Genomic DNA, 24,287 nt, shown 5'->3' with positions numbered 1-24,287 from the left:
CACCACCCAAGCACTTATAGGCTCGAAATGGCATCTAGTCATTACACGTGAATACTGCAGACGCAATTCTATATCAAACAAATCGCATTTTCCTGTTAGGTTGGCGTAACTTCGCTGAGTTTAATCTTATTCTCTGCTTCCTCGATTGGATACCGTTTGCGAAACCACAGCGATTGAAGCAGCAAAAAGGTGCCGCTTACGGTCCAGTATAAAGGCATAGCCGCAGGAGCATTAAAGGAAAAGACCGCCATCATTATCGGTGAAAGATAACCCATGATAGCCAATTGCTTGCGCTGGTCAGCCGTCATCTGGAACTGAGAAAGCTTGGACTGCGCCAAGTATACAATTGCAACGATAATGGCCAAAATCCAGTCCGGCTGTCCGAGCCGAAACCAGAGGAAAGAGTGAGAGGCCAGCTCTGGCGTGAGCCTGATCGCAGTATACATACCGCTTAAAATCGGAAGCTGAATCAGAATAGGCAGACAACCGATATTGAGCGGATTGAATTGATGCTCTTTGTATAACGCCATCATTTCCTGCTGCATACTCTGCTGGCTGGCGGCGTCTTTCTTATTTTCATACTTCTTCTTAATTCGGTCTAAGTCAGGCTGCATAGCGCTCATCTTGCGCTTCATTCCCTGCTGGGCACGTGTTTGGCGCATCATCAGCGGTAGTAAAGCCAGACGGACAATGAATGTTAAAGTCATGATCGCCAGACCAAAGCTTCCACCAAACCATTGTGCCAAATGCTGAATGAGCCAAGAAAGCGGAAATACTACATAATGATTAAAAAAACCAGGTGTCTGCGCATTAATCTCCGCGGCATTCGCACCACAACCAGACAGCAGCATGACCAGCGCCAAGGCTGCGATTAAACCCAATATCCGTTCTTGTTTACCCCAAAAAGTGAATCCCTTGAATCGTTTCATATGTTCCTCCTCGTTGATTGACTGTGCCATCATTCAACAAGGGAGAACAATCGGAAGCATCTTCATCCGGCGCTTCCTTCCGCCGAATGTGACGTGCTAGCCGGACAGGCATGTCCTGTCCGCGGGCAGACATCGGCATCAGCGGAGAAGCATGCGAGCGGACGGGCCCGCCTTCGACCCAGCATTCGTCTATGCTGCCATGCAAATGTGCAAGATACGTATACGTCACTGTACACAGCAAGCCAATCGTAAGTAAATAGGGGAGCAAGTCCTGAAGCTCAAACAAGGGATTCACCTCCTTCGGTATGTTGCTACAATTATAGCACGAAACCGGACAATCGACTAATCTTTAATTAGAGATAGAGATCACACTAACCTTACATGAAACTTTTGGATTTATTTACAGTCTAATCAAAGGAAATATTCTGTAAAGCTTACTCCCCTATTAACTATTAAAGGAGCCAGCGCGTATGAGAAAAACGGCAATTAATACATTATGTACAGGATTAGCAATAATCAGCCTCGGTCTACCCCTGATCAGCAGTGGATTCGCTCAAAAAGTAAGTGCAGAGCAATCTGCGGTTACCATGAGCAGCGGAGCTTATAGCACTGCGATCCAGGCACCTGTGATCAAGCCTACCTGGTCTTTTCCTGTTATCCCAACTGATAGTGCCCCATATTCAGAGCAAACAGTTGCAGTAGCAGTAAACAATAAGGTGTTCGCAATTGATTCTAACCACAGACTGGTTGCTCTTGAGGCCAGCTCAGGACGAAAATTGTGGCAGTATGGTGATCAGCTTACCCCTGTTTTAATCCAGAGCAATGGCATCATTTATGGGATGACACAGAGCGGCGCCATCTATGCCGTAACAACATCAGGCAAGAAAGCTTGGACCACTCCGTTAGGATATACAAAGGCAGATCATATTCATCGAATTGGCTCTACAGTATACATTACACAATCGGAGCATACCGCTGCCGTTGATGCTGCTAGCGGCAAACTCAAATGGAAGATTAGTGAGGAAAAGGACTTGTACCACGGTCTGGACAAACTCATGGAAACCGATGGCGTCCTCATCCGCAATTACAACGTACAGGGCAGCCTGACCTTTGAGCAGATCAATGCATATGACGCCAAAACTGGCAAAAAGCTCTGGGACAACTTCAGAACTTCCTTTCCACTAGCGGTCAAAGACGGGGTTGTATACTCCGTTACCAACACGTTTATGATGGAGGATGATGACCCGGTTAACCATAAAGTTACGATCGCACAATACGACCTCAAGACAGGTAAATCTAAAGGAGATCGACAGTATCGCTGGACGGAGCCTAAAAATAAAGACGGTGATTACCAATCTGGCGGTGTATCTGGTACTGCTTTCTTGTACGGCAAAGATCTATATATCTTTCAGGGAAAGATACTAGCTTCCTATGACTTCTGGAACTACAAGCCAGACAGCAAGCCTGCCCACAAGTGGTCACAAGAAAGCTATGGACACCTCTCTTCTTTATCTGCTATCCATGAAGGTCGCATTTTCTACGAAGATTATAGTTCCAACAGACTAACTGCCATGAAGCTGTCTACAGGTCAATTCATTCAATTCGATGGGGATAATCCGACGGTTCAAGCTGACGTAATTGGCAAAGGAGTCTATATCGGGCAATCGGATGGCGTTTTTCATGGCTATGACTTAATGACCTTAAAACCCGTGTTTACTGTGAACACCGGCTCACGTTCCTTCGGTCCAACGCTCAAATCCGGCGGGATGATATTTATTCAAAGTGGGAGCCGTCTGCTTGGCGTCAAGCTCCCTGCTTCCTTAAAATAGAAGTATTCACTAGAAAGTACGCTCTTACGATACGTTAAAAACTTAACGAATAGCAAGCATACGATTCAGTGCCTGTACAGCGTCCTGTCTGATCTGAGCATCCACACGAATGACCCCCACAGGCTCTCCCCGATCAATCTGCTCCATTGCCCACAGCAAATGGGGGAGATCGATCCGGTTCATGGTCAGACAAGGACACATATCAGGGTTGAGCGATTCAATTTGCTGTTCAGGATACTGCTGCTTGATTCGTTGCACGAGATTCATCTCCGTACCGACCGCCCATCGGGTTCCTGGCTCTGCCGCACGGATCGTATCGATGATGAACTTGGTAGAACCCGCGCAATCTGCAAGCTGCACAACCTCATAAGAGCATTCGGGGTGAACGATAACCCGGATATTCTTATCGCGTTCACGGACGTTCCGAATATGATCTATCGTAAATTTTTCATGAACTGAACAATGCCCTTTCCATAAAATGATTTTTATGGTTTCTGGGTTTTGTTCAGTCTCCAACTGATCGGTCATGGGATTCCATACAGCCATTTCATCCAGCGGGATTCCAAGATCATAGGCTGTATTGCGTCCCAGATGCTGATCCGGCAAAAATAAAATACGTTCCTTTTGCTTCAGTGCCCAATCCAGCACCTGCTTGGCATTCGAAGAGGTCACAGTAGCGCCGCCATGCCGCCCTACAAAGGCTTTGATCTCTGCGGTGGAATTTACATACGTTAATGGAATGATCGTATCACCTACCAACTCCTGCAAATGCTTCCATGCTCGTTCCGTCTGCTCCATGTTCGCCATATCAGCCATCGAGCAGCCTGCGCGCATATCTGGCAGAACAACGGTTTGCCGATCGGTAGTCAGCATATCCGCTGTCTCCGCCATAAAATGAACCCCGCAAAACACAATGAACTCCGCTTCCTGATTTTTTGCAGCCATTTGAGCGAGCTGTAAAGAATCGCCTGTGATATCAGCAAATTGGATAACCTCATCCTTCTGATAGTGATGGCCTGGAATAAGCAGCTTTGAGCCCCATTTTTGTTTCAGTTCAGCTACACGTTGCTCCATGTCAGCAAACGACAGTGTTTTATAATGCTCTGGCATAAGTCCACGATTTCCTTGTAAAACGTCTAGCATAGACATTCAAATCCCTCCATATCCTTGCGGCTGACTGTCCTTTTCCCACGAATAGATAACCGCATATGTTTACATGTGTCTTGACACCTATATTTACACATGCCTACAATAATCTCAAGAGTTTTTGGAATGGAATTAATTTTAAGCAGGGAGGATTGGCTGTGATTTACCTGGACTATGCCGCTTCTACACCCATGTGTGACGAAGCTTTGCATATATATAGCGTGTTGAATAAGGAAATGTTCGGAAATGCCAGCAGCCTCCATGATGCAGGCGGTCAGGCAGCCTACACACTAGATTATAGCAGGCAACGAATGGCAAATATGATTGGCGGGCAACCGGAAGGCATCTATTTTACAACAGGAGGAACAGAATCCAATATGTTGATCGTGCAATCGATCCTGAACGGGTTGCCGCAGCACAAAAAGCATTGGATTATGAGCGCTTTGGAACATCACTCGATGTACAATCTTGCCACAAAGTTAGAACAACAGGGCTATGAACTGACCATTGTGCAACCAGATCAGGAAGGACGAATAACTCGTGAAGTTCTTATCCCCCATCTTAGAGACAACACCGGGCTTGTATCGGTACAACACGCCAACTCAGAAACAGGTCTGATTCAGGATCTTGCCGCCTTGTCTCCTCTGCTTCACGAACGCGGTATTATGCTGCATAGTGATGCGGTACAAACATTCGGAAATGTGCACATTGATGTAGAAGCCATGGGAGTGGATGCACTCTCTATATCAAGCCATAAAGTGTATGGCCCCAAGGGTGTCGGTGCTGCATATCTCAAACCTGGAACGCCATGGCGTCCAGTGTATCCCGATACACTGCATGAAAACGGATTTCGTCCTGGAACGGTTAATGTTCCTGGAATCGCAGCCTTTGTCGCGGCGGCAGAAATGATGACCGAACAGATGGAGATGCATCTGGAGCGATACGCTACCCTGCGAAAATACTTTATTGCGAAAATTCAGGAGAGATCCATTCCGTTACGTTGGGTCGTACAGGAAAGCGAGAAAAAAGCTGTGCTTCATCATATTGTGGGATGTTTTTTTGACGGTTACGAGGGACAATATGTTATGCTGGAATGTAATCGCAGCGGTGTCTGTATATCTACTGGTAGCGCATGTGCCGCCGGACATCACGAGCCTTCGCCTGCCTTACAGGCGCTTGGAGCATCCGGTCGTGAAGCCTTACAGTTTATCCGTATTTCTTTCGGCAGGACAACCACCATCGAGGAATTAAATGTACTGGTAGATATTTTGACAGACCTGAAGCATCGACAAGAAAGGAGCTTATCCCGTTGACTGAATCTTTAAAACGGTCAGGTACGGATCGCCGAGAACAGCTATTATTGTGGCTCAAAAACGAATCGCCGTTGACCGGGAGCGAACTGGCACGCAGGTCCTCCGTTTCAAGACAAGTAATTGTACAAGATATTTCCCTGTTAAAAGCAAGCCAGGAACCCATCCTTGCAACAAGTCAAGGATACATTTATATGGAGCCTGCGGCTCATGCCGCTCCTTCAGCCTCTCGTATTATTGTGTGTAAACACGGACCTGAACAAGCAGAAGAAGAATTAAAACTGATTGTGGACCACGGTGTCAGTGTGCAGGATGTCATCGTTGAGCATCCAGTATATGGAGATTTGACTGCTCCAATACGGGTCGGAACTCGCAAAGAAGTGGACGATTTTATACGTAAGATCAGTTCCACCCAAGCCACTTATCTGTCCCAACTGACTGGAGGCATCCACCTGCATACCTTGAATGCCTCGGATGAAGATAAAATCAATGATGCCTGCGCTGCACTGGAGCAAGCTGGCTTCCTGATGACTGATTAATCTAAGTACGAAAGTACGATAGCAAAGCCAAGAAATCCGTCCAGTGTGTGGAGTGCAAATGCATTCCATACAGACGGTTTTGCAAATAGCTAGAAATGAAAAATCCCGGCCCCCTTATAAAGGGAATCGGGAATGGACTAGGTAAGCTTAATTTCCAGCAGCTCATATTTGATTACAGCCATGGGGGCATCAACATGAATGATACTACCCACTTTTTGCCCCAAAAGTGCCTTGCCTAAAGGGCTCTCATAGGAAATTTTGTTATCCAGAACATCTGCCTCAGCAGGACTTACAACTTTGTATTCCATCTTCTCCGAAAATTCGATGTCATTCAGAATAACTGTAGATCCGATCCCGACTGTTTCAAGATCGAGATTACTTTGATCTACAATCCGAGCTTTGGTCAACATTTTTTCCAAGACCATGATCCGTGTTTCCATAAACGCTTGATCGTCCTTGGCTGAATGATATTCACTATTTTCCTTTAGATCTCCATAGCTGATGGCTAATTTGAGGCGTTCGGCTAGCTCCTTGCGTTTTACCGTCTTCAGTTCCTTCAGCTCTTCCTCTAACTTGGCTAATCCCTCTTTAGTTAACAATACTTCTTCATTCGACATAGTCTTATTTCAACTCCTATTTCAGCACTTTGCATCATTCAAGTTCAACACTCGAATATACATTATCTAAACGAGCTAAACCGTTAGGGTCCATCTTTTGCTGATTGGATAATGCTCCTAGAGTTGATGCACAGTGCTCATTTAGCTTGCTTTATTGTAGTTTACTCTAAATTGGACCAACATGCGAAAAGAAATTCAGAAAATTAGCAGTCAGCTACCTTCGAGCATAGTTTCCACATGGTAACCAAAGCTTTATTGTTCGCATATCGTATGATCATAACGTAATTTTAATGAGCACGTGCAGTGCCGCTGCCCTTGTCCCATATCTCATGAAAACCAGACAGGAGCAGTGTATGGCGGGAGGAAGATTCAATGGCTTCCTTAGGAAAGAATGGCAATGGGAACGGGAATCGTAAATCCAAATCCCCTCCCAACGGTCAAAAGAAAAATGGATTAAACAGTAATTCAGCTATCTTTTCCGCACTTCAAGGAAAAAATGTGGAGGTCCTAGTCGCAGCCCTCCTACTAACAGGAAAACTAAACGTCGATTCTGTGACTTTATACAGACAAGCAACTTTATTTTTAGGACTCACAGGAAAATACAAAACATTAGCATCTGCCCCTACCAATGTCGATAATATGGTGAAATTTTTAAATGATAACGGAAATATGACATTGGATCAGGTGATACAAGCCTTTTCCCAGAAAGTAAATAATAAATAATTAACAGAAAGCGAAAGGAGACATTTGTGTTGAGTGAGTTTGATGGAGAATATTTTGCAGAGGTAATCATTATTGTGATTCTAGTCACTCTGTTCTTCTATGGCTCCTCAGAAATAGAGGGACTTTCCGCTTCGCCTACTCAAACCTAAAATGATAATTCCCAACAAAAAAGCACCTATCGGCTCTCGCGAGCTCAATAGATGCTCTTATTTTTTAACGGCCTATCATTTCGAATTACGCTCCTTCACTTCTACACTTATGGTTTGACTGGAAACTTCTCCGGCAGCATTGACTAGCTCGGCCCGATACTCATACGTACCTGGCTTTTGGTTTTGAATGTTGGTCACAGCACTTTGGGCCTGCGGGCTTTGGCTCGACAGTTTTTGCGTGTCGATCAGCTTACCATCTTCATACAGGTTGTACTTGGTTGCATTTGTCCCCCACCACATATTCATTGTCAGGGTATAGGTGCCGTCACCGTCCCAATTGTCATGAGACAACACCGGAATGCCTGGAGAAGCATCCGTTACTTCAACAGTTAACGGGTCGCTGACCGTTTTCCCGGAAGCGTTGATCAGCTCGGCTGTATACGTGTAGGTGCCGTTGCCCTTGCCTGTAACAGAAATGACTGCATGTTGTGCTCCAGGGGAAGCTCTTTGCAACGATTGGGTTGCGATCAGCTTGTCATCTTCATACAGCTTGAGTTCATCACCGTTCGTACCCCACCACAGATTCATGGTAATGTTGTAATCGCCGTCCTTCAGTCCGGTATCCTGACCATTGTCATGAGACAGCACAGGTTTACCCGGCACTTCACCTGTAGCGGTTTTCTCGACTCTAACGGTTACAGCATTGGATACGACCGTTTTACCGTCCAAGGTGACGCTGGCTGTAATCTCAGCGCTCCCCTCTTTTATGGCCCGAAGTTCTCCATACGTATCCAGCGTAACGGATTCATGACTGCTGATATACTGAACAGATGCATGACTTAGATCGGCTTGACTGCCATCTGTCAGCGTACCCTTGAGATGTGTGGCTGCTGTATCCCCAACGTTAAAGGTTGTTTGATCCAGCAAAAGCTCTACCTCTTGCAGAGCAGCACCATTCTGAGTTGAAAAGTCATCGAGCCCGCGCGGCTTTAACTGATAACTCCCTTTGAAAATTGATGAAATCCCCTTCAGCTTCACTTGCTGCCCTTCTTGATATGGAAAAGATGTGCGTGTTAAGCCTGTTCGTGCATCGATTCGCACATGATGGCTAACCTCACCCGCAACTGCATCAAATTCAAACGAACCTGCAGGTGTTGCATCTATCACATTACGGATCATTGCAGCAGGAAGCTCAACCAGTTGTCCTTGGTTCGCATCACTCAACTCGGTGACTTGCACAGCTTGCGGAAGTTGTCCTTCACCCGTTTTTTCAACGGTCACTGGATCGGTCAACTCCAGTTCACTGTTATACAGCGCTAAGCTCGCTGTAATCTTTACTCGATCACCTTGGTGAAAGCCGCTTTGATTTTGATATACATAAATACCGCCACTTTCGTCCTGCATGTAAAAGGCTTGGCCGCCGAATGCCCCTGGTTCTGTCGTCACAACTCCCTCTAAGGTCACAACTTCACCAGCCGGAAGACTTCGTGCTTCTGCGACACGGATACGAGCTGGAATCGTATTTCCTTCATCGGGCAATGGTTGGGCTGGGACATCTGCCAGCACGACGGACTGGGTCAGCAGGTTGCTGCCGTTTTGTCTCAACCTAAGATTAGCTGAACCACTGGTACCCGGCTTAACCCGCACCGTCAAGTCCTTATAGGCATGCCCCTTGCTATCGGATTCCAGACTAAAAGTTCCGCTATAACCGTAGGAGGTTGGCCAGCTTCCATCCGGATTTTGAATCTGGGCTACCTGATTACCGCCCGCCACATAAATCCCTGTGCTGAATCCACTAATCGTGCTACCCGAAGCCAGTTGGTCAGCAACTATGCGAATTTGAAAAGGCTGGGCATTCGGCAGTTGCTCCTGACGAACGATGCTGTACACTGGCTGTGCACTGGCTGTAGGTCCGCCATAGGAACCGGCCTTGAATGTTTGCGAATCCCACCATTTGTAACCGGCAGCAGGAGCAGACCAAGGCTCGGCTTGCGGTTCCGTGGAAGCCTGTGGTTCTTCAAAAGGTAATAACGCCGTCGGCTGATCAAGCTGTAAGTTTTTTATATCCGATAGGCTGGTATACTCCTCCTTCTTGGACAACCAGTCTACCATATTGACCAGTAACACGGCGTCATCCTGCTCCTTAAAGCCGTCATACGTTGTCTTCTTGGTTCCTGTCTCTTCACGCAAGTATTTTGGCGTTGCGTCTTCAACAGGAGATGAATCCCCAATGAAAGCAGCTTTGCCTAGACCGACTTTGGCTACAGCAGCATAAGGTCCTTCCGTTATACCTCCTCCGTTATAGACGCCCTGATCAACTGCATTCCCCCAAGCCTGATTGGTTTTAGGCAGATATACGATCCCCTTGGCTTTGGTCGGGTCAACAATCGCCAATGTTGATCCTGCGTGCATCGCCACATTACTCACACCCGTTGTAATGCCAAACGCCTGTGCAGGCTCAACAATCTGGTTAGCCGTGATATCGCCTAATGCATTGTAGCGAAAACGTATACCAAACTGACTGCCTAGCCAATCTGAGCTAACTACGCCCTGCATCGTTGCCGAGCCTTTTTCCTCTTCACTCATTCCCTTTGCAGGGTCTTCCCATGCACCACGACGGTACCCGTTGATACTTTCTGATCCATCCCAGCGATTCTTGTTGCGGTCGGCGTTATAATGATCTCCAATGAAAAAAATGCTATTGCCTGCTTTAACATACTGTTCCATTGCTGCTTGTTCGCTTTGTTTAAAAGGAATATTAGGCTCTGCTGTCACAAATACATCATAATTCTTTAAGTCATTATAAGTAATGGGTGTAGATTGGCGAAGTTCATGAACATCGTAGCCATTGATGGCAAGGGCTTGTCCGAAATCTGAGAATCCACCATCAATCACCCAATCTGCTGCGCCAGCCGTCTGTCCATGTGTATTATCGAACAACACTTTTTTACCAGCATTCTCATTGACCACTTTGGCTGCAATATAAGGGGCTGGGTCAGCTGGACCTTCTGCATGGGCCGGTTGCACACTGCCCACAACACCAGTATACAACGATAAAGTGAAAACCATAGCAGTTGCGTATTTGAAGCTGCGGGATGTAAGACGATGAAAGATTCCCATTCTATTCCTCCTGTTTATTGGTTTAAGGCCCCTCTTAGAGGGGCACTAAATATAAATGTTAGCATTCATTTATGTTCGGACATGCGATGGTTTGTAAATCTTTAGGAATAATGGAATGGGAGGAAGTTCCAATAAAAGAGATAGGCCGTATGCAGCAATGTGAGTACCGCAAAAAGGATTTTTCCAGCAGCCCGGGCTCTTGTTTCCCCGGTAATCAGCTTTGTGCTATTCACGATCAATACCCACACAGCAAGGAGTGCTGAAAGGAGCGGCAGCATGCAAATTCCCCAAACATACCAGGCGGGATAGCCATACACCATCTGATTGTTGCCATAGACGACCTGGACGCCGAGAAAAATCGTATTTAGTAACGCGATGTATGCCAGATTGGATGAAATGTGATTATTCGTTTTACGGATAGCTCTAAGCACATACCTTATGATCCAAATCAGTAGGGTTGTGATAAAAAATAAGGATGCGGCAGCATAGCTGACGAGCAGCGTCCAGGTACGGTGCCAAAGTGTTGTCTGCCTCATGGTCTTACTATCTGGGGCAATCATCATCCACGTACCCTTATCCTGATATAGCAAAACTTTGAGCTGGCCCCCCCTCTCCACAAAGAGTCCATCACCTGCTGCTTGAAAAACTTTGTCTGTTGTTTCATTCTGATTTGGGTATTTTCCTTTAACAATTAACGTATGGTCATCTTGAATTCGAACGGTGTATTTAATACCTCCCAGTATCCGAATCCATTTTCCCCATCCATGAACAGGCGTAGTATCTACCTGATATACGCCCTCGATGTCCGGCGAAAGCTTCACTTGCGCGGCAGAATGAGCCATTGACTGAGAAGTGGCATGCGGTTTTGCGGGAAGCATTTGGGCTATCGCGTCAATGACTTTACCATGTAGCAGGGTATCTGTGTCGGCTGAATTGATGGTCACAAAAATACCGATCTTTTGGGACGGAATCAGTACCATTTCGGAAATAAAATCATCAATTTCCCCGGTAGCCCACAACATGGGTAACCCCGTCTTCAGTTGACCGCGGAAAAATCCATAGCCCAAGCCATCCAGGCGGGCATCTGCTGTAAATTGCTGTGCATGCATCATTTTTACCGTTTGCGGCTGGAGCACCGTTTTGTCCTCATACTCTCCTTGGTTTAAATGAGTAATCAGATAATGGGAAAAATCGTTGGGGGTGACGTTCAATGCTCCTGCTCCCGGCAGATTGATATACGATAAGGGTTGTTTTACATAAGCTCCATGCTTCCAATGATACGATTGGGCCAGTTCCGGATGATTTAACGGCAACTCCAGTGTCGCGCTGCGCATATTCATGGGCTGGAATAGATGTGTACGGAGGTAATCATTCAGTCCCTGACCGGTTACTTGCTCCACGATATTACCGATCAGACCGAAGGCGACATTACTGTATTCATACTGAACTCCAGGTTTACGAATAGGTGGCTGATTTTTAAAATACGTGCTGAGATACTGCTCTGTAGGTAAAACGCCTGCCCGAGTCGATCTGTTAATGTCGTATATCGCTTCATCTAATCCCGCAGTATGTGTCAGAAGCTGATGCAGATTAAAGGGATGATTTTGGTATTGCGAAGCTTTGTAGCTGTGGAGATAGCGGTTTACGTCTTCATTCAAATCAAGCTTGTTCTGCTCGACCAACTGCATCGTTGCGCTTGCACTAAATGATTTGGTTAGCGAACCCACACGAACAATAGTCTTCGCCGGGTCGAATACCCTTTTCCGCTCCAGGTCTGCATATCCATACCCTTTACTAAAAAGAATGTGGTCTTCCTGGGTCACAACCACGGCAGCTCCCGGAATATGCAAATTTTCTAATTCTGTACTCATGATATCGTCCACTGCTTTTTCCACTGAATGAGGTGTTATACTGTCTGCTGCCCATGCCGAAGCAATGAACAGATTCCAGAGAAACAACACTGCTAAAAATGTGGATAGGTAGCAAATGCCTCTATTCTTCATATTCAAGTTCTCTCCTTACGTATGAGTTTGATTTGATAATTTGAACCGTGCGGTGATTGCATAGCGAGCAGATCTTTATACCCCGAATGGGAGCCATCAGCAAGGCGCTATGGAATCATCGCACTTCCCATCTCGGGAGTGCACATGATAAAGCGAATCCTGATCGAATCGCGTAAGCAGAAGGCTTCTTACCTGTTCGATCAGGATTCATGGGTTACAGATAAAATTAGTAATGCCAGTTGGTTAAATCATCGACCGGCAATTTTCAAGAATTATGATGGGCCAAACCTTGTGTCATGTCCTTGTTCATGTTCTGAGTTATCTTTTGTAATGTGGCACGGATACTTTTTACATTTTCTTCGATAAATCCGGGTTCCAGCAGTTCATAATGATTCCCAATCAAGCTATGTTCTTCATAGCTTCCTTGTGTAGCATCTTTCCATAAAAGTTTATTATCTCCTGTACCTTTCACCGTTTCCGATCCAGCAGCGACAAAGCCATGAATATTCGCCTGGACGCTTTCTGTGTTCACAAGCTGGTTGCCATACACCGCATAAGCGATCATTTTACGCTGGTACGTTTCATTCAACAGCTCACGATAGGATTCGGGAACCTGTTCCAGCATGGCATGAATTTCCCGCTCTGTTTCTTCGTTTGTGAAAGGCAGGGCTTCTGCCCTTTTGACCGAATCGAGCATTAAAATATCGGATACAGTATGACCTTGGCGCTCCAGTGTGTCGGCAACCTTATGCGCCAGATTACCACCTATGGAATAACCAAGCAGCACATACGGACCTTGCGCCTGCGTGCTGATGATTAAATCAACATATCGTGCCAACATGGCCTGCTCGTCTGCAACATCATCTACGAATTCTAATCCATACACGACGGCGTCTTGGTCCAGCTGCTTTGCAAGCTCTGCGAACGACAGCCCATATCCAAGCATAGGCGGAAAACAGAAGATGGAGACCGGACCGTGTTCATTTAACCGAATGATTGGACTATCCGCCTTATATTCCAGATCAGACTTCAGTAATACCAGCCCCTGCTCTTCTATAGTCGGATACTCCAGAACACTGCGGATGGGAAGCTCGATGTCTGTGGCAAGGTAAATTTTGCGTATAAGCTCCAGTACCTTCAAGGAATGCCCACCTAACATGAAAAAGTCATCGTGGATACCCACTTGCGGGATTTCGAGCACTTCCTGCCAAATGGCTGCCAGCAACTGCTCCACATCGGTTCGCGGTGCGACATATTCTGTACCTGCTCTTAGTGCTGTGTCTGGCGCAGGCAACGCCTTACGGTTAATCTTGCCATTGGCAGTCAGTGGAATACGATCCATCTGTACGAATACGGATGGAATCATATAGCTCGGTAGACTGCCCGACAACACTGTTCGAATCTCACGGACGGTCAACTGGTCGTCAGCAGTGAAGTAAGCACATAATTGCTGCTGACCTGCTCCATCCTGCAAAGCGATAACAACGCTGTCCCGTACGGATGGTACACTTGCCAGCCGTGCCTCTACTTCCCCCAGTTCAATCCGGTAACCCCGGATTTTCACTTGATGATCAATCCTGCCCAGATATTCAATGTTGCCGTCCGGCATCCATCTTGCCAAATCGCCGGTGCGATACATCCGTTCGTATCCGGCTTCACCACCAGAGAACGGATCCTTCACAAATTTCTCGGCCGTCAGCTCTGGACGGTTCAGATACCCACGGGCTACGCCGACACCGCCGATGCATAGTTCCCCTGCAACCCCAATCGGCTGCAATTGCTCCATGCCTTCCTTCACGATGTACAGACGGATGTTTTGAATCGGTTTTCCGATTGGAATCACTGCATATTCCTCTGATGGCTCGCAATCGAAGTACGACACGTCCACCGTTGCTTCGGTCGGACCATACAGGTTGACCAGCTTCGCTCCGGCCAGGCTCGACACGAGCCGCTGGAACCTCGCTACATGCTGTGGCGGCAACGCTTCGCCGCTGGCAAAGACATGACTTAACGTTGCCAGTTTCGCTTGCATCACTTCCCGTGGCTGCTGCTCCACATACTCCAGGAATGCATGCAGCATGGCCGGTACAAAGTGCATCGTGGTCACACTATCGCGGGCAATCGTATCAACGATGTCTTCGGGGTTCTTTTCCCCGCCCACGGACAACAGGCTTACCTTCGAGCCGACCATCGACCACCAGAACAGCTCCCACACCGACACGTCGAAGGTGAAGGCAGTCTTTTGCAGGATGGTATCTTCCGCACTCAAGCCGTAGCGGTCATGCATCCACAAAATCCGGTTCAGCACGGAATGGTGCTCTACCATCACGCCCTTCGGTTTTCCCGTCGAACCGGAGGTATAGATGACGTACGCAACATGGTGCGGTCCGGCCAGTGGCTCCAAATTCGAGCTATCTTCGTCGTAGATATCCTCGCGATCCAGCACCAGCACCTGACCGTCGAAACTCACCGAGGCTTGCTCCGCTAAATGCGATTGCGTTAGCACCAGCTTCGCGCCCGAATCCTCCAGCATAAAGCAGATGCGGTCGGCCGGAAATTCCGGATCAATCGGCACATAGGCTCCGCCTGCCTTGAGGATCGCATAGATGCCTATGATCATGTCCAGCGAGCGATATACCAGAATCCCTACCGACTGATCTGGTTTAACCCCCTTCGCGCGCAAGGTGCGTGCAAGACGATTGGCTCGCTTGTTCAATTCACGGTAAGTTAAAGATTCATTACCCCAAACGACGGCAATCTGATCAGGCGTGCGTTCCACCTGCTCCTCAAACCGTTTTTGGATCGTCTGATTGCAGGGATATGCTAGGGCTGTGTCATTAAACTCCCCAATAATTTGTTGCCTTTCCGACGATGTAACCAATTCCAGATCTTCAACACAAATATTCGGGTTAAGCAAAACTTGCTCCAGCAGATGTACAAAATGTCCATGCAGACGCTCAATATCTGCTTGATCAAAGCTAACCGAATTATACATAAACCGAACTTTTATACCTTCTCCCGGCATAACGACGATGCTCAAATCATAGTTAGTCTGCTCTGTAGCCATCACGTTTGAAACCGAGAATAACTCCTGCCCGTCACTTCCCATTTCCTCAATCTGCTCATCCACCGGATAATTTTCAAACACCATAATATGGTTAATTAAATTCTGTTTCTGATCGGTCAAAGCCTGAATTTCAAACAGCGGATACGTATCATACGCATGAGATGCCAGCGCTTGCTCCTGCATTTTCTTCATAACCTCTGCAAAAGATTCTCCTGCTTCACTACGGATGCGAACAGGAATGGTATTAATGAACAATCCGATAATATGCTCGACTCCGATAATCTCCGATGGACGGCCTGAGACGACACTGCCAAATATAACATCACTGTGATTGTTATACTTTTGCAGCAAAACCCCCCATGCAGTTTGTAACAATGTGTTCATGGTCACCTGATACCGCTTGGCCGTCTCCTCCACCTGAAGGGCCAGCTCAGGTTCCCAATCCGTCATCCAATCACTGGCCATATAGCCTTCACTCTTGCGCCCGGATTTTACAGCTGGCAGTGCTGTTTGCTGTTCATACCCGGACAAATAGCTGCTCCAGTAGTCGACTGCCGTCTTGCGATCCTGTGCTTCCAGCCATTCAATAAAGCGGCTGTACGGAACTGCTGGTGCCAGTTCTGGAGCTCTGCCCTCCCGAAGTGCTGCATAGCCCTCGAACACTTCTTTGTTCACAAGGGACAGACACCAGCCGTCCATCACGATATGATGGAAGCTCCACACAAAATGGTAACTGTCTTCCCCGGTGCGTAAAATCGCTACACGTAGCAGGACATCCCGACGCAGATCAAAGCCCCGTGCTTTATCCTTCAATTTGAAGTTCTTCAGCCAGATATCCCTTTGATCGCTATCCAGTTCTCGTAAATCTTCGTAATAGAAGCCGCAATCCCGGTTTCGATATACCACCTGCAATGGCTCCGTATCCCGTCCAAAATAAAAGTGTGTACGCAGCGCCTCATGTCGACGAACCAAAATATTCAGGCTTTCTGCAAAAGCCTTGATGTCCAGCTGACCTTGCATGTCATAAGAAACCTGCTCAAAATACGCGTCATTGGCAGCTGCTTGACTGTCGAGCTGGCTGTGGAACAGCATTCCTTTTTGCATTGGGGTCAGTGTATATACATTGTCGATCTCACCCGCAGCGCCCATCTCAGATAACAGGCTGTCCAAGCCCTCGATACTCATTCCTTTATATGAAATATCACTTGGAGTCAGCTCTGTATGTTCCTTATGGATACAGTGATTCAAGATCTCGCGCAGGCTCGATTCCAGTAATTTCGCCAATCGCTCGATCGTCTCTGCTCGATAACAGGTTCGGCTATAGCTAATCGTCAGCCCCAACTGGCCTCCCGAAATCATGCCGCCAAAATCCAGCGTATAGGTCCGAGCCATAGTTGGGCTAAGTGGCATGCCCCCACTGTATGGAGATGACTGCAGGTCATTTCCCTTCATATCCTGATCAAATTGTCCCAAATAGTTAAAACTGATTTCAGGATCTGCTTCAAACAGGGCTGGCGATGCTTCCGCTAAATATTTCAATACACCGTATCCGATCCCTTTTTGCGGGATACTGCGAAGTCCTTCCTTCACATGTTTAATCCGCTGCGAAAGAGCCGTTTCTTCTGGCATATCGAGTAAAACAGGATATTGGCTCGTAAACCACCCTATCGTCCGGGTAATGTCCACCTCTGGAAGAATAGTTTCACGTCCATGTCCCTCTAGATTAATCAGGAAACGATCATTTCCGCTCCATGCTTGTAATGCCATTCCTACCGCCGTCAGCAACAGATCATTAATTTCTGTACGGTAGGCACGATTGGCCTGCTTGAGCAGTTGCTCTGTCTCTGCATTTGTCCATAAAGCAGTAACCGACTCACTATCGCCAATCAATGGCTTATTATGCTCGTTATGTCCGTAATCCTGTGGCAAAGGAGCCAGTTCCGCTTGTGCAAGCTCCTCCCAATACGCCCGCTCACGTTCCATGACCGGACTGTTGGCATAAGCGTACAGCTTCTCGGCCCACGTTTGGAACGAATCCGTCTTGTGAGGTAACTGAATTACCTGTTCACCCTTGGAGGCTTGCTCATATGCTGTCGCCAAATCCTCAAATAAGATGCGCCAGGATACTCCATCTACCACCAAATGATGAATCGCAACCAGCAGATGATCTCCATCCGGGCAACGGAACAGGCCGAGCCTCATTAATGGCCCTTCGCTCAGAGAAATACCAGATTGAATTTCATTGCATTTAGCCTCAATTACCCGCTCCAAATCCCCTTCATTGACATCGCTGTTTCTATAGTCAAAGCACTTCAAGTGGTACGGTTCACCTTCATCTACACCTCGGTTCCTTGCTGTATATCCGTTCTCCGACGACTGGAAAATCATACGCAACGCATCATGATGCGTTGTAATCTGATAGAGCGCCTGCCGAAGCGCCTGTTCATCATAGCCTTCCCGCCGATAGAGCATGACCGATTGGTTGAAATAGTGTGGTTCACCCGTTGGCTGTTCAAAGAACCAGCGCTGAATCGGTGTAAGCACAACATTTCCGGTAACCTCGCCCTGCTCGGCTACTCGGTTAACTGGCTGAATATAAGTACTTAAATCTGCAATTGTCGGGTATTTAAACAAGTCCTTCATTTCCAGCTTGTATCCAGCCTGAAACAAGCGAGACGACACTTGAATGGCCTTAATGGAGTCACCACCCAAATGAAAAAAGTTATCTTTTATCCCAACCTTCTGAATGCCCAGAATGGCTCCCCAAGCCGCAGCCAGTGCTTGTTGAACATCTGTTTCAGGTGCCACATAATCCATGCCTGTATCGAGATTATTTTCAGGCATAGGCAGTGCCCGACGGTCTACTTTGCCATTCAGCGTCAAGGGCAGTCTGGATAGCTGCACAAAGTAGGAAGGTACCATATAGTTCGGCAGATCCTGCGATAAAGCGTTACGTAAATCGCTAGCGCTTAATTCGCTATCTGTTACAAAATATGCACACAGCTGTTTTTGCCCGTGGTCATCCTGCCGCACGATAACAACCGATTCCTTCACACCTGCAATCGTGGACAAACGGGTTTCAACTTCACCCAGTTCGATGCGGTAGCCGCGAATTTTGACCTGCTCATCCATTCTTCCCTTATATTCCAGTACGCCGTCAGCACGCCAACGCACCAAATCTCCTGTACGATAGCAATATTCTCCAGGCCGGAATGGATTTTCAATAAACTTTTGTGCCGTAAGCTCAGGCCGATTCAGATACCCGAGTGCCACGCCATCGCCACCAACGAGCAGCTCGCCCCATGCTCCAATAGGCTGCAGTTTTAACAAGCGATTGACCACATAAACGGTCGAATGATCAATCGGACGCCCAATGGGAACAGACTGGGTTTGCGGTTCAGGAATGTCGTAGGTGGTGGAAAAGGTCGTGTTTTCCGTCGGTCCATAAGCATTGATCAACCGAAGGTGCGGGTGCTCTTTCAGCACGCGGTTGATGTGTGGCACAGACAACACGTCACCACCCACGAGCAATTCCTTCAGAGATGCAAACACTCCAATGTCTTGCTGCGAATGCTGATTGAATAAGGCCGAGGTTATAAACATGGTGCTAATACGATACTTGTCAATCGCCTGCTTAAACTTGGCAGCATCCAAAATAGTGTCATGATTTACGATATATAGTTGACCGCCATTCAACAGCGTTCCCCAAATTTCAAAGGTGGAGGCATCAAATACAACTGCCCCCATTTGCAGCATACGTGTATTTTCGTCAAGCGTGGCAAAGCTATTGTTCTTCACCAACCGTACGACATTACGGTGATTGACCATAACCCCCTTCGGTTTGCCTGTCGTACCAGAGGTGTATATGACATGTGAAAGATCTAAGGCAGATGCCCCAGTTGAAATAGAAACTGACTCATCGATATGAGTATATTCTTCAAATTCACTACTCCATAGGTGTGCGTCACTCAAGTCGATGACTGGAATACCTGGTTCAAAGGGAACCTGCTCTCGTCGCTGTGACAATAACAGCCTGGCACCGGAATCCTCCAGTAAATAACGAATACGCTCCTCTGGATAATCGGGGTCAATCGGGACGTATGCCCCTCCCGCTTTCAAAATTGCCAGCATCCCTACGACCATTTCAATGGAACGCTCAGCCACGATCCCTACTCGCTGTATCTGAGTCTCAGACCCGCGCCGTATCCCATGGGAAGCAAGTATGCGTGCGAGACGGTCGGAACGCTCATTCAGCTCGCGATAAGTGAGCTGTGTGTCCGCAAGAGTGATCGCTAGTCGATCCGGCGATTGTTCAACCTGTTCCTCGAACAGCACATGCAGCAATTGATCCCGTGGATACGGGGAGTCTGCTGCAGTGTTAAATTGCTCTAAAAGCTGTTCTTTTTCTTGGACCGTAACCATTTCTATAGCCGCAAGCGCGATATCGGGCTGTTCTATCACCACATTGATCAGCTGTTGTAAATGTAAAGCCAAACGTTCGATGGTTTCCCGTTTGTACAGCCGGGTTCCGTATTGAAGACCGCAAGCAATTTGTTCCTCATTCTCCTGCGTGAACAGACTCAAATCAAATTTGGCTGTCGTTTGTTCATTCGGATAGGGTGCCAATTGCAGCCCTGCCAGTTGCTGCTCTTTTTGCTCCAGGTTTTGCAAAGCAAACATGATATCAAATAACGGATTGCGGCTTAAATCTCGATCCACACCCAGCTTTTCTACCAGTTCTTCAAACGGATAATCCTGATGTTCAAAAGCCTTTAACGCGTGTTCCTTGACCTCCAGCACATAATCGCGGAATGTTTTCCCGCCTTCCGGATAATTGCGGATTGCTAGTGTATTGACGAACATACCGATCAGATTGCCTAGATCAGCATGGGGCCGCCCCGCAATTGGCGAACCGACAATAATATCCTCCTGCCCGCTATAGTGACTAAGTAAAGCCGTATAAGCAGCCAACAGCACCATATATAATGTCGACTCCGTCTGTAACGCAATCCTTTTTAATCCTTCGCTTTGACGTTGATTGAGCGTAAATTCCAGTACATCCCCTTCAAAGCTTCTCACCGCCGGACGTGGATAATCGGTTGGAATATCCAGCACGGGCAGTTCTCCTGCGAAGGTATTAAGCCAGTAGTTTTCCTGTTCCTGATAACGTTCACTTTGTTGCTGTTCCCGCTGCCAAGCAGCGTAGTCCTTATACTGAATACGCAGTGACGGAAGCGTATCTCCTTCATATAAGCGGATGAAATCCTGAATTAATACATTTATAGAGGTACCGTCCGAAATGATGTGATGCATATCCAGTAATAAAATATGATGCTCTGGATCTGTTTCTATCAAACCAACTCGGAATAACGGAGCCTGCCCAAGATCGAACGGCTGGACAAAGTTACGTACCAACTCATCCGTCTCCTTTTGGGTAGCTCCGTGAGCATAAGTTAACTCCATGTGAAAAGGAACCTCGTTATGTACTCGCTGAACAGGTTCACCATTCATGGTCTCAAAGCTTGTGCGCAATGTTTCATGGCGGTCAATAAGCTGATGGAACGCATTATCCAGTGCCTTATGATCAAGTGAACCCGTCAGTGTCAGAGCGCCAGGTATGTTATAGCTAATTCCCGATCCATCAAGCTGATTGAGAATATACATCCGTTTTTGGGCCGAAGATACCGCATAAAATGGCTTATTTTCCGAAACAGGGATGGATTCATAGGTTGTTTGCTCCAGTACTTCAATGACCTGCGCAAGCTGTTCGATGGTTGGGTGCTGGAATAGGTCCTTTAGCTGCACATTTTTACGCAATTGCTTATGGATAAGCGATATGACATGGGTCGCACGCAGGGAATGTCCTCCTGCTTCAAAAAAGTTATCCTTAATGCCAATGCGCTCAAGCTCCAGCACATCTTTCCAGATGCTGATTAGTTGTGCTTGTAATTGATTTTGAGGAGGTACATATTCTGCGCCTGAGCTTATGCCTCCCTCCGGTTGCGGCAACGCCCGGCGATCCACCTTGCCATTAGGCGTCAAGGGCAATTGTTCCAGCTGCACAAAATACGATGGCACCATATAACCTGGTAGCTCCCGGCTCAAAGCGCTGCGAAGCTCACTTAACTGTACATCCGCATGGGTTATCACATAAGCGCAAAGCTGCTTTTGTCCCTGCTCATCCTCCCGTGCAATTACAACTGCTTCTCGAACGGCCTCCAGCTTCAACAGCTGCGTTTCCACCTCGCCCAATTCAATCCGATAGCCCCGGATTTTCACTTGTGCGTCGATCCGTCCCTTGTATTCCAGCGTCCCGTCCGCATTCCAACGCACTAGGTCCCCTGTTCGATAGCAGCGTTCGCCGTTACGGAACGGGCTGTCGATAAACTTTTCGCTCGTCAGGTCCGGGCGGTTGCAGTATCCGCGAGCCACCCCGTCACCGCCAACGAGCAGTTCTCCCCATGCTCCAATCGGCTGAAGCTGCATCGAATGGTCCACGACATATGCTGTTGAGTTATGAATCGGTCTCCCAATCGGAATGGATTCGGATTGCACACTAGTGATCGCATGTGTAGTGGAAAAGGTCGTATTTTCTGTGGGACCATAGCCATTAATAATCCGCAGGTTTGGATGAGCCTTCAGTACCCGGTTAATATGCAGCACGGACAATACATCGCCACCGACCAACAATTCCCGTATTCCCTCGAACAGTTCCAAATCCTGCTGGGAAAGCTGATTAAAGAGCGGCGCGGTCAGCCACATCGTGGTTATGCCATGATTACGGACAGCTTCCTTAAGTCTAGCTGCATCCAAAATCACATCCTGACTTACCAGCACTAGCTGTCCACCGTTCAATAGCGCCCCCCAAATTTCGAAAGTGGACGCGTCAAAGACAACAGACCCGGTCTGCAAAATGCGCGTGTCAGCATCCAAGTGTGCATAGTTTGTATTTTTCACCAAACGCACGACATTGCGATGCTCCACCATAACGCCCTTGGGCTGGCCTGTTGTACCTGAAGTGTACATAATATAAGCCAAACGATCAGCTGCGTAAACTTGATGTATTGGTTCAGCTTGTTCGGATTGCGTAGCTTCTGTTTGCACGGTTTCTGGTTGTGTGGTTGAAGTAGAAGCCAGTTCGGAACGGGCGGAAATAGAGTAAAACGGATTTAGACAGTCCACGTATGCCATATCAGCCAGATCCGTATTTGTCCCATGATCATTCGGCAGAATTGGATCGTAACGATCAGTATCATCCGTTCCATAAATTGCAGCATCACTTAAATCAAGCACCATTCCTTTAAACTCAGTGGGCCGATGTTCTATTTTCTGCACAAGTAGTATTTCGGCACCGGAATCCTCCAGCAAATAGCGCACGCGTTCGTCCGGGTATTCGGAATCAATCGGAACATACACCCCGCCCGCTTTAAGAATTGCGAGCATACCTACGATCATCTCTATCGAGCGTTCAGCTACAATGCCGACCGTCTGCTCGGTGCGAATTCCCTGCTTAAGTAAAGAATGAGCCAGTCGGTTAGCCTTTTCATTTAATTCTCCATAGGTCAGGCTATCTTGTCCGGACACTACTGCCACCTGCTGAGGTGTCTGCTTCGCCTGCATCTCGAACAATTCATGAATGGACGTATGACTCGGATAATCTACAACTGTATCGTTGAAAGTATGAACCAACTGCTCTACTTCTTGCTCTGACAGCACTTGTGCTGTGCAAATCTCCAACTCTGGCTGATGCAAAACAACGTTGTACAGCCGTAATAGTTGCTCAACAAAGCGTTTAATCGTCATCTGGTCATAACGGTCGCTGCTGTATGTCACATTCAGGGAAACCGCTGCATTTTCCCATTGAAATTGAAAATCCAATTCAGATTGCACATGGTTCAGAAAATCAGAAGTGTGAATGTTTTGCAGGGATGCCGTGGTGTGAATAAGAGGCTTATCGTTCTCGTTACGCGGAATTTCAAGTCCCTCGGTATAGTTCCAAAAAGGGATATTTTGGTGTTCAATTGCTTCGCTGACAGAGGTTTTGATTTGAGACAGCAAGGTTTTGAAGGTTGTTGATGAATCTAGCGTATTTTTTAATAGAAGCAGATGGTTGATCGGCTTGGCAGCACCGTTGCCAGACTTGGCTACTGGAATGCCCAGCAGCACACATTCCTCACCTGCGTATTTATGCAATAAGCTTTCTACTCCAGCAAGCAGGACCATAAAAACAGCCCATGGAGCCCCACCTGTTATAGATGATATTCTTTTGGAAATTTCTAATGGAAATGTAAACGTGTGCGTATGACAGTTAGAATTCGTTGCAGTTGTATCCCTGGACAGACGATTGGTATATGGCAAACAGATGATATGATCCTCAGATTCCAGCTTATGACTCCAGTAATTTTTTTCCTTCTCAAATAAGGCTTTCAATGACATCCCTCCTGCTTCATGGGGTTTGTACCCCGGTTGGAATGGTGCGTTGCTACGTAAATGAGCATTATGTCGGAAAAATAGTACTTTGCAGGCAAGGGCAGTCGGACAAGCCGCCGCCCCTGCACATGCAAAGAAAAATAAGTCAAATCATTCATTTTTAGAAAACTGATTTAGAAAACAAAGTCAATGGAATCTGGCGAGAAGCCTTCCGGTTGCTCGCTCGAATTCACCTGAATATCGCTTAATAGCAAATCCGGATTGGCTCCAACCTGTGACAGGATCGCTATCAAATCTCCGGTTAATCGTTCAATCGCATCGGCGCCAAACAGCTTCGTGCAATATTCAAAGGAACCCTTGATCTGCCCGTCTTCATCACTCATGGACAAGGTCAAATCGAATTTGGAGGTTCTGTGTTCCTGAAC

General features: G+C 47.2%; 12 protein-coding genes. 4 read left to right on the top strand and 8 right to left on the bottom strand.

What is annotated here, in order from left to right; translation table 11 throughout:
- Positions 1 to 95: 95 nt before the first annotated feature.
- Positions 96 to 929, bottom strand: coding sequence for a membrane protein insertase YidC (gene yidC / locus FKV70_RS22380; protein ID WP_142614582.1), 834 nt, complete (start codon positions 927 to 929; stop codon positions 96 to 98).
- A complete protein-coding gene (locus tag FKV70_RS22375) occupies positions 895 to 1,224 on the bottom strand; it encodes a hypothetical protein (protein ID WP_231887424.1) in 330 nt (109 codons plus the stop codon). Before FKV70_RS22375 ends, yidC begins: the two co-directional genes overlap by 35 nt.
- A gap of 175 nt (positions 1,225 to 1,399) precedes the next feature.
- On the opposite strand from FKV70_RS22375, the gene FKV70_RS22370 reads away from it, so the two are divergent.
- Entirely contained in the window at positions 1,400 to 2,758 is a 1,359-nt protein-coding gene (locus FKV70_RS22370) for a PQQ-binding-like beta-propeller repeat protein (protein ID WP_142614580.1), read from the top strand.
- Between the two features lie 42 nt (positions 2,759 to 2,800).
- On the opposite strand, the gene nadA is transcribed toward FKV70_RS22370, so the two are convergent.
- The gene (gene nadA, locus FKV70_RS22365; protein WP_142614578.1) at positions 2,801 to 3,907 is read right to left on the bottom strand and encodes a quinolinate synthase NadA; all 1,107 of its coding nucleotides are present in this window, start codon (positions 3,905 to 3,907) and stop codon (positions 2,801 to 2,803) included.
- A 155-nt stretch (positions 3,908 to 4,062) separates the two neighbouring features.
- Here nadA and FKV70_RS22360 point away from each other — a divergent pair, with 155 nt between their 5' ends.
- Entirely contained in the window at positions 4,063 to 5,217 is a 1,155-nt protein-coding gene (locus FKV70_RS22360; RefSeq protein ID WP_142614576.1) for an IscS subfamily cysteine desulfurase, read from the top strand.
- On the top strand, positions 5,214 to 5,753 hold the full coding sequence (locus tag FKV70_RS22355; protein WP_142614574.1) for a transcription repressor NadR: 540 nt from the start codon (positions 5,214 to 5,216) through the stop codon (positions 5,751 to 5,753). Before FKV70_RS22360 ends, FKV70_RS22355 begins: the two co-directional genes overlap by 4 nt.
- A gap of 137 nt (positions 5,754 to 5,890) precedes the next feature.
- Here the strand turns inward: FKV70_RS22355 and greA are convergent, their stop codons facing one another.
- On the bottom strand, positions 5,891 to 6,370 hold the full coding sequence (gene greA, locus FKV70_RS22350; protein ID WP_142614572.1) for a transcription elongation factor GreA: 480 nt from the start codon (positions 6,368 to 6,370) through the stop codon (positions 5,891 to 5,893).
- A gap of 372 nt (positions 6,371 to 6,742) precedes the next feature.
- On the opposite strand from greA, the gene FKV70_RS22345 reads away from it, so the two are divergent.
- Positions 6,743 to 7,093 carry a hypothetical protein gene (locus FKV70_RS22345; RefSeq protein ID WP_063210660.1) on the top strand — a complete coding sequence of 117 codons (351 nt, stop codon included), beginning with the start codon at positions 6,743 to 6,745 and terminating at the stop codon, positions 7,091 to 7,093.
- 224 nt (positions 7,094 to 7,317) lie between these two features.
- Here FKV70_RS22345 and FKV70_RS22340 read toward each other — a convergent pair whose 3' ends face one another.
- The 4 genes from FKV70_RS22340 to FKV70_RS22325 all read right to left on the bottom strand — a co-directional run.
- Entirely contained in the window at positions 7,318 to 10,362 is a 3,045-nt protein-coding gene (locus FKV70_RS22340; RefSeq protein WP_142614569.1) for a chitinase N-terminal domain-containing protein, read from the bottom strand.
- A 101-nt stretch (positions 10,363 to 10,463) separates the two neighbouring features.
- Positions 10,464 to 12,365, bottom strand: a complete 1,902-nt coding sequence (locus FKV70_RS22335) for a serine hydrolase domain-containing protein (RefSeq protein ID WP_142614567.1) — start codon at positions 12,363 to 12,365, stop codon at positions 10,464 to 10,466.
- A 265-nt stretch (positions 12,366 to 12,630) separates the two neighbouring features.
- Complete coding sequence (locus FKV70_RS22330; protein WP_244310814.1) at positions 12,631 to 23,862, bottom strand: non-ribosomal peptide synthetase; 11,232 nt, start codon at positions 23,860 to 23,862, stop codon at positions 12,631 to 12,633.
- A 173-nt stretch (positions 23,863 to 24,035) separates the two neighbouring features.
- On the bottom strand, positions 24,036 to 24,287 hold a 252-nt coding region (locus FKV70_RS22325), incomplete at its 5' end, for a condensation domain-containing protein (protein ID WP_244310813.1).

The sequence above is a fragment of the Paenibacillus ottowii genome (genome assembly GCF_006874425.1).
In the GTDB taxonomy this organism is placed as follows: Bacteria; Bacillota; Bacilli; order Paenibacillales; family Paenibacillaceae; genus Paenibacillus; species Paenibacillus ottowii.
This window is presented reverse-complemented; position numbering and strand designations above follow the sequence as displayed.

Coding starts and splice junctions, on each gene's coding strand:
- yidC (WP_142614582.1), bottom strand. CDS start 929: ATGAAACGATTCAAGGGATTCACTTTTTGGGGTAAACAAGAACGGATA.
- FKV70_RS22370 (WP_142614580.1), top strand. CDS start 1,400: ATGAGAAAAACGGCAATTAATACATTATGTACAGGATTAGCAATAATC.
- nadA (WP_142614578.1), bottom strand. CDS start 3,907: ATGTCTATGCTAGACGTTTTACAAGGAAATCGTGGACTTATGCCAGAG.
- greA (WP_142614572.1), bottom strand. CDS start 6,370: ATGTCGAATGAAGAAGTATTGTTAACTAAAGAGGGATTAGCCAAGTTA.
- FKV70_RS22345 (WP_063210660.1), top strand. CDS start 6,743: ATGGCTTCCTTAGGAAAGAATGGCAATGGGAACGGGAATCGTAAATCC.
- FKV70_RS22340 (WP_142614569.1), bottom strand. CDS start 10,362: ATGGGAATCTTTCATCGTCTTACATCCCGCAGCTTCAAATACGCAACT.
- FKV70_RS22335 (WP_142614567.1), bottom strand. CDS start 12,365: ATGAAGAATAGAGGCATTTGCTACCTATCCACATTTTTAGCAGTGTTG.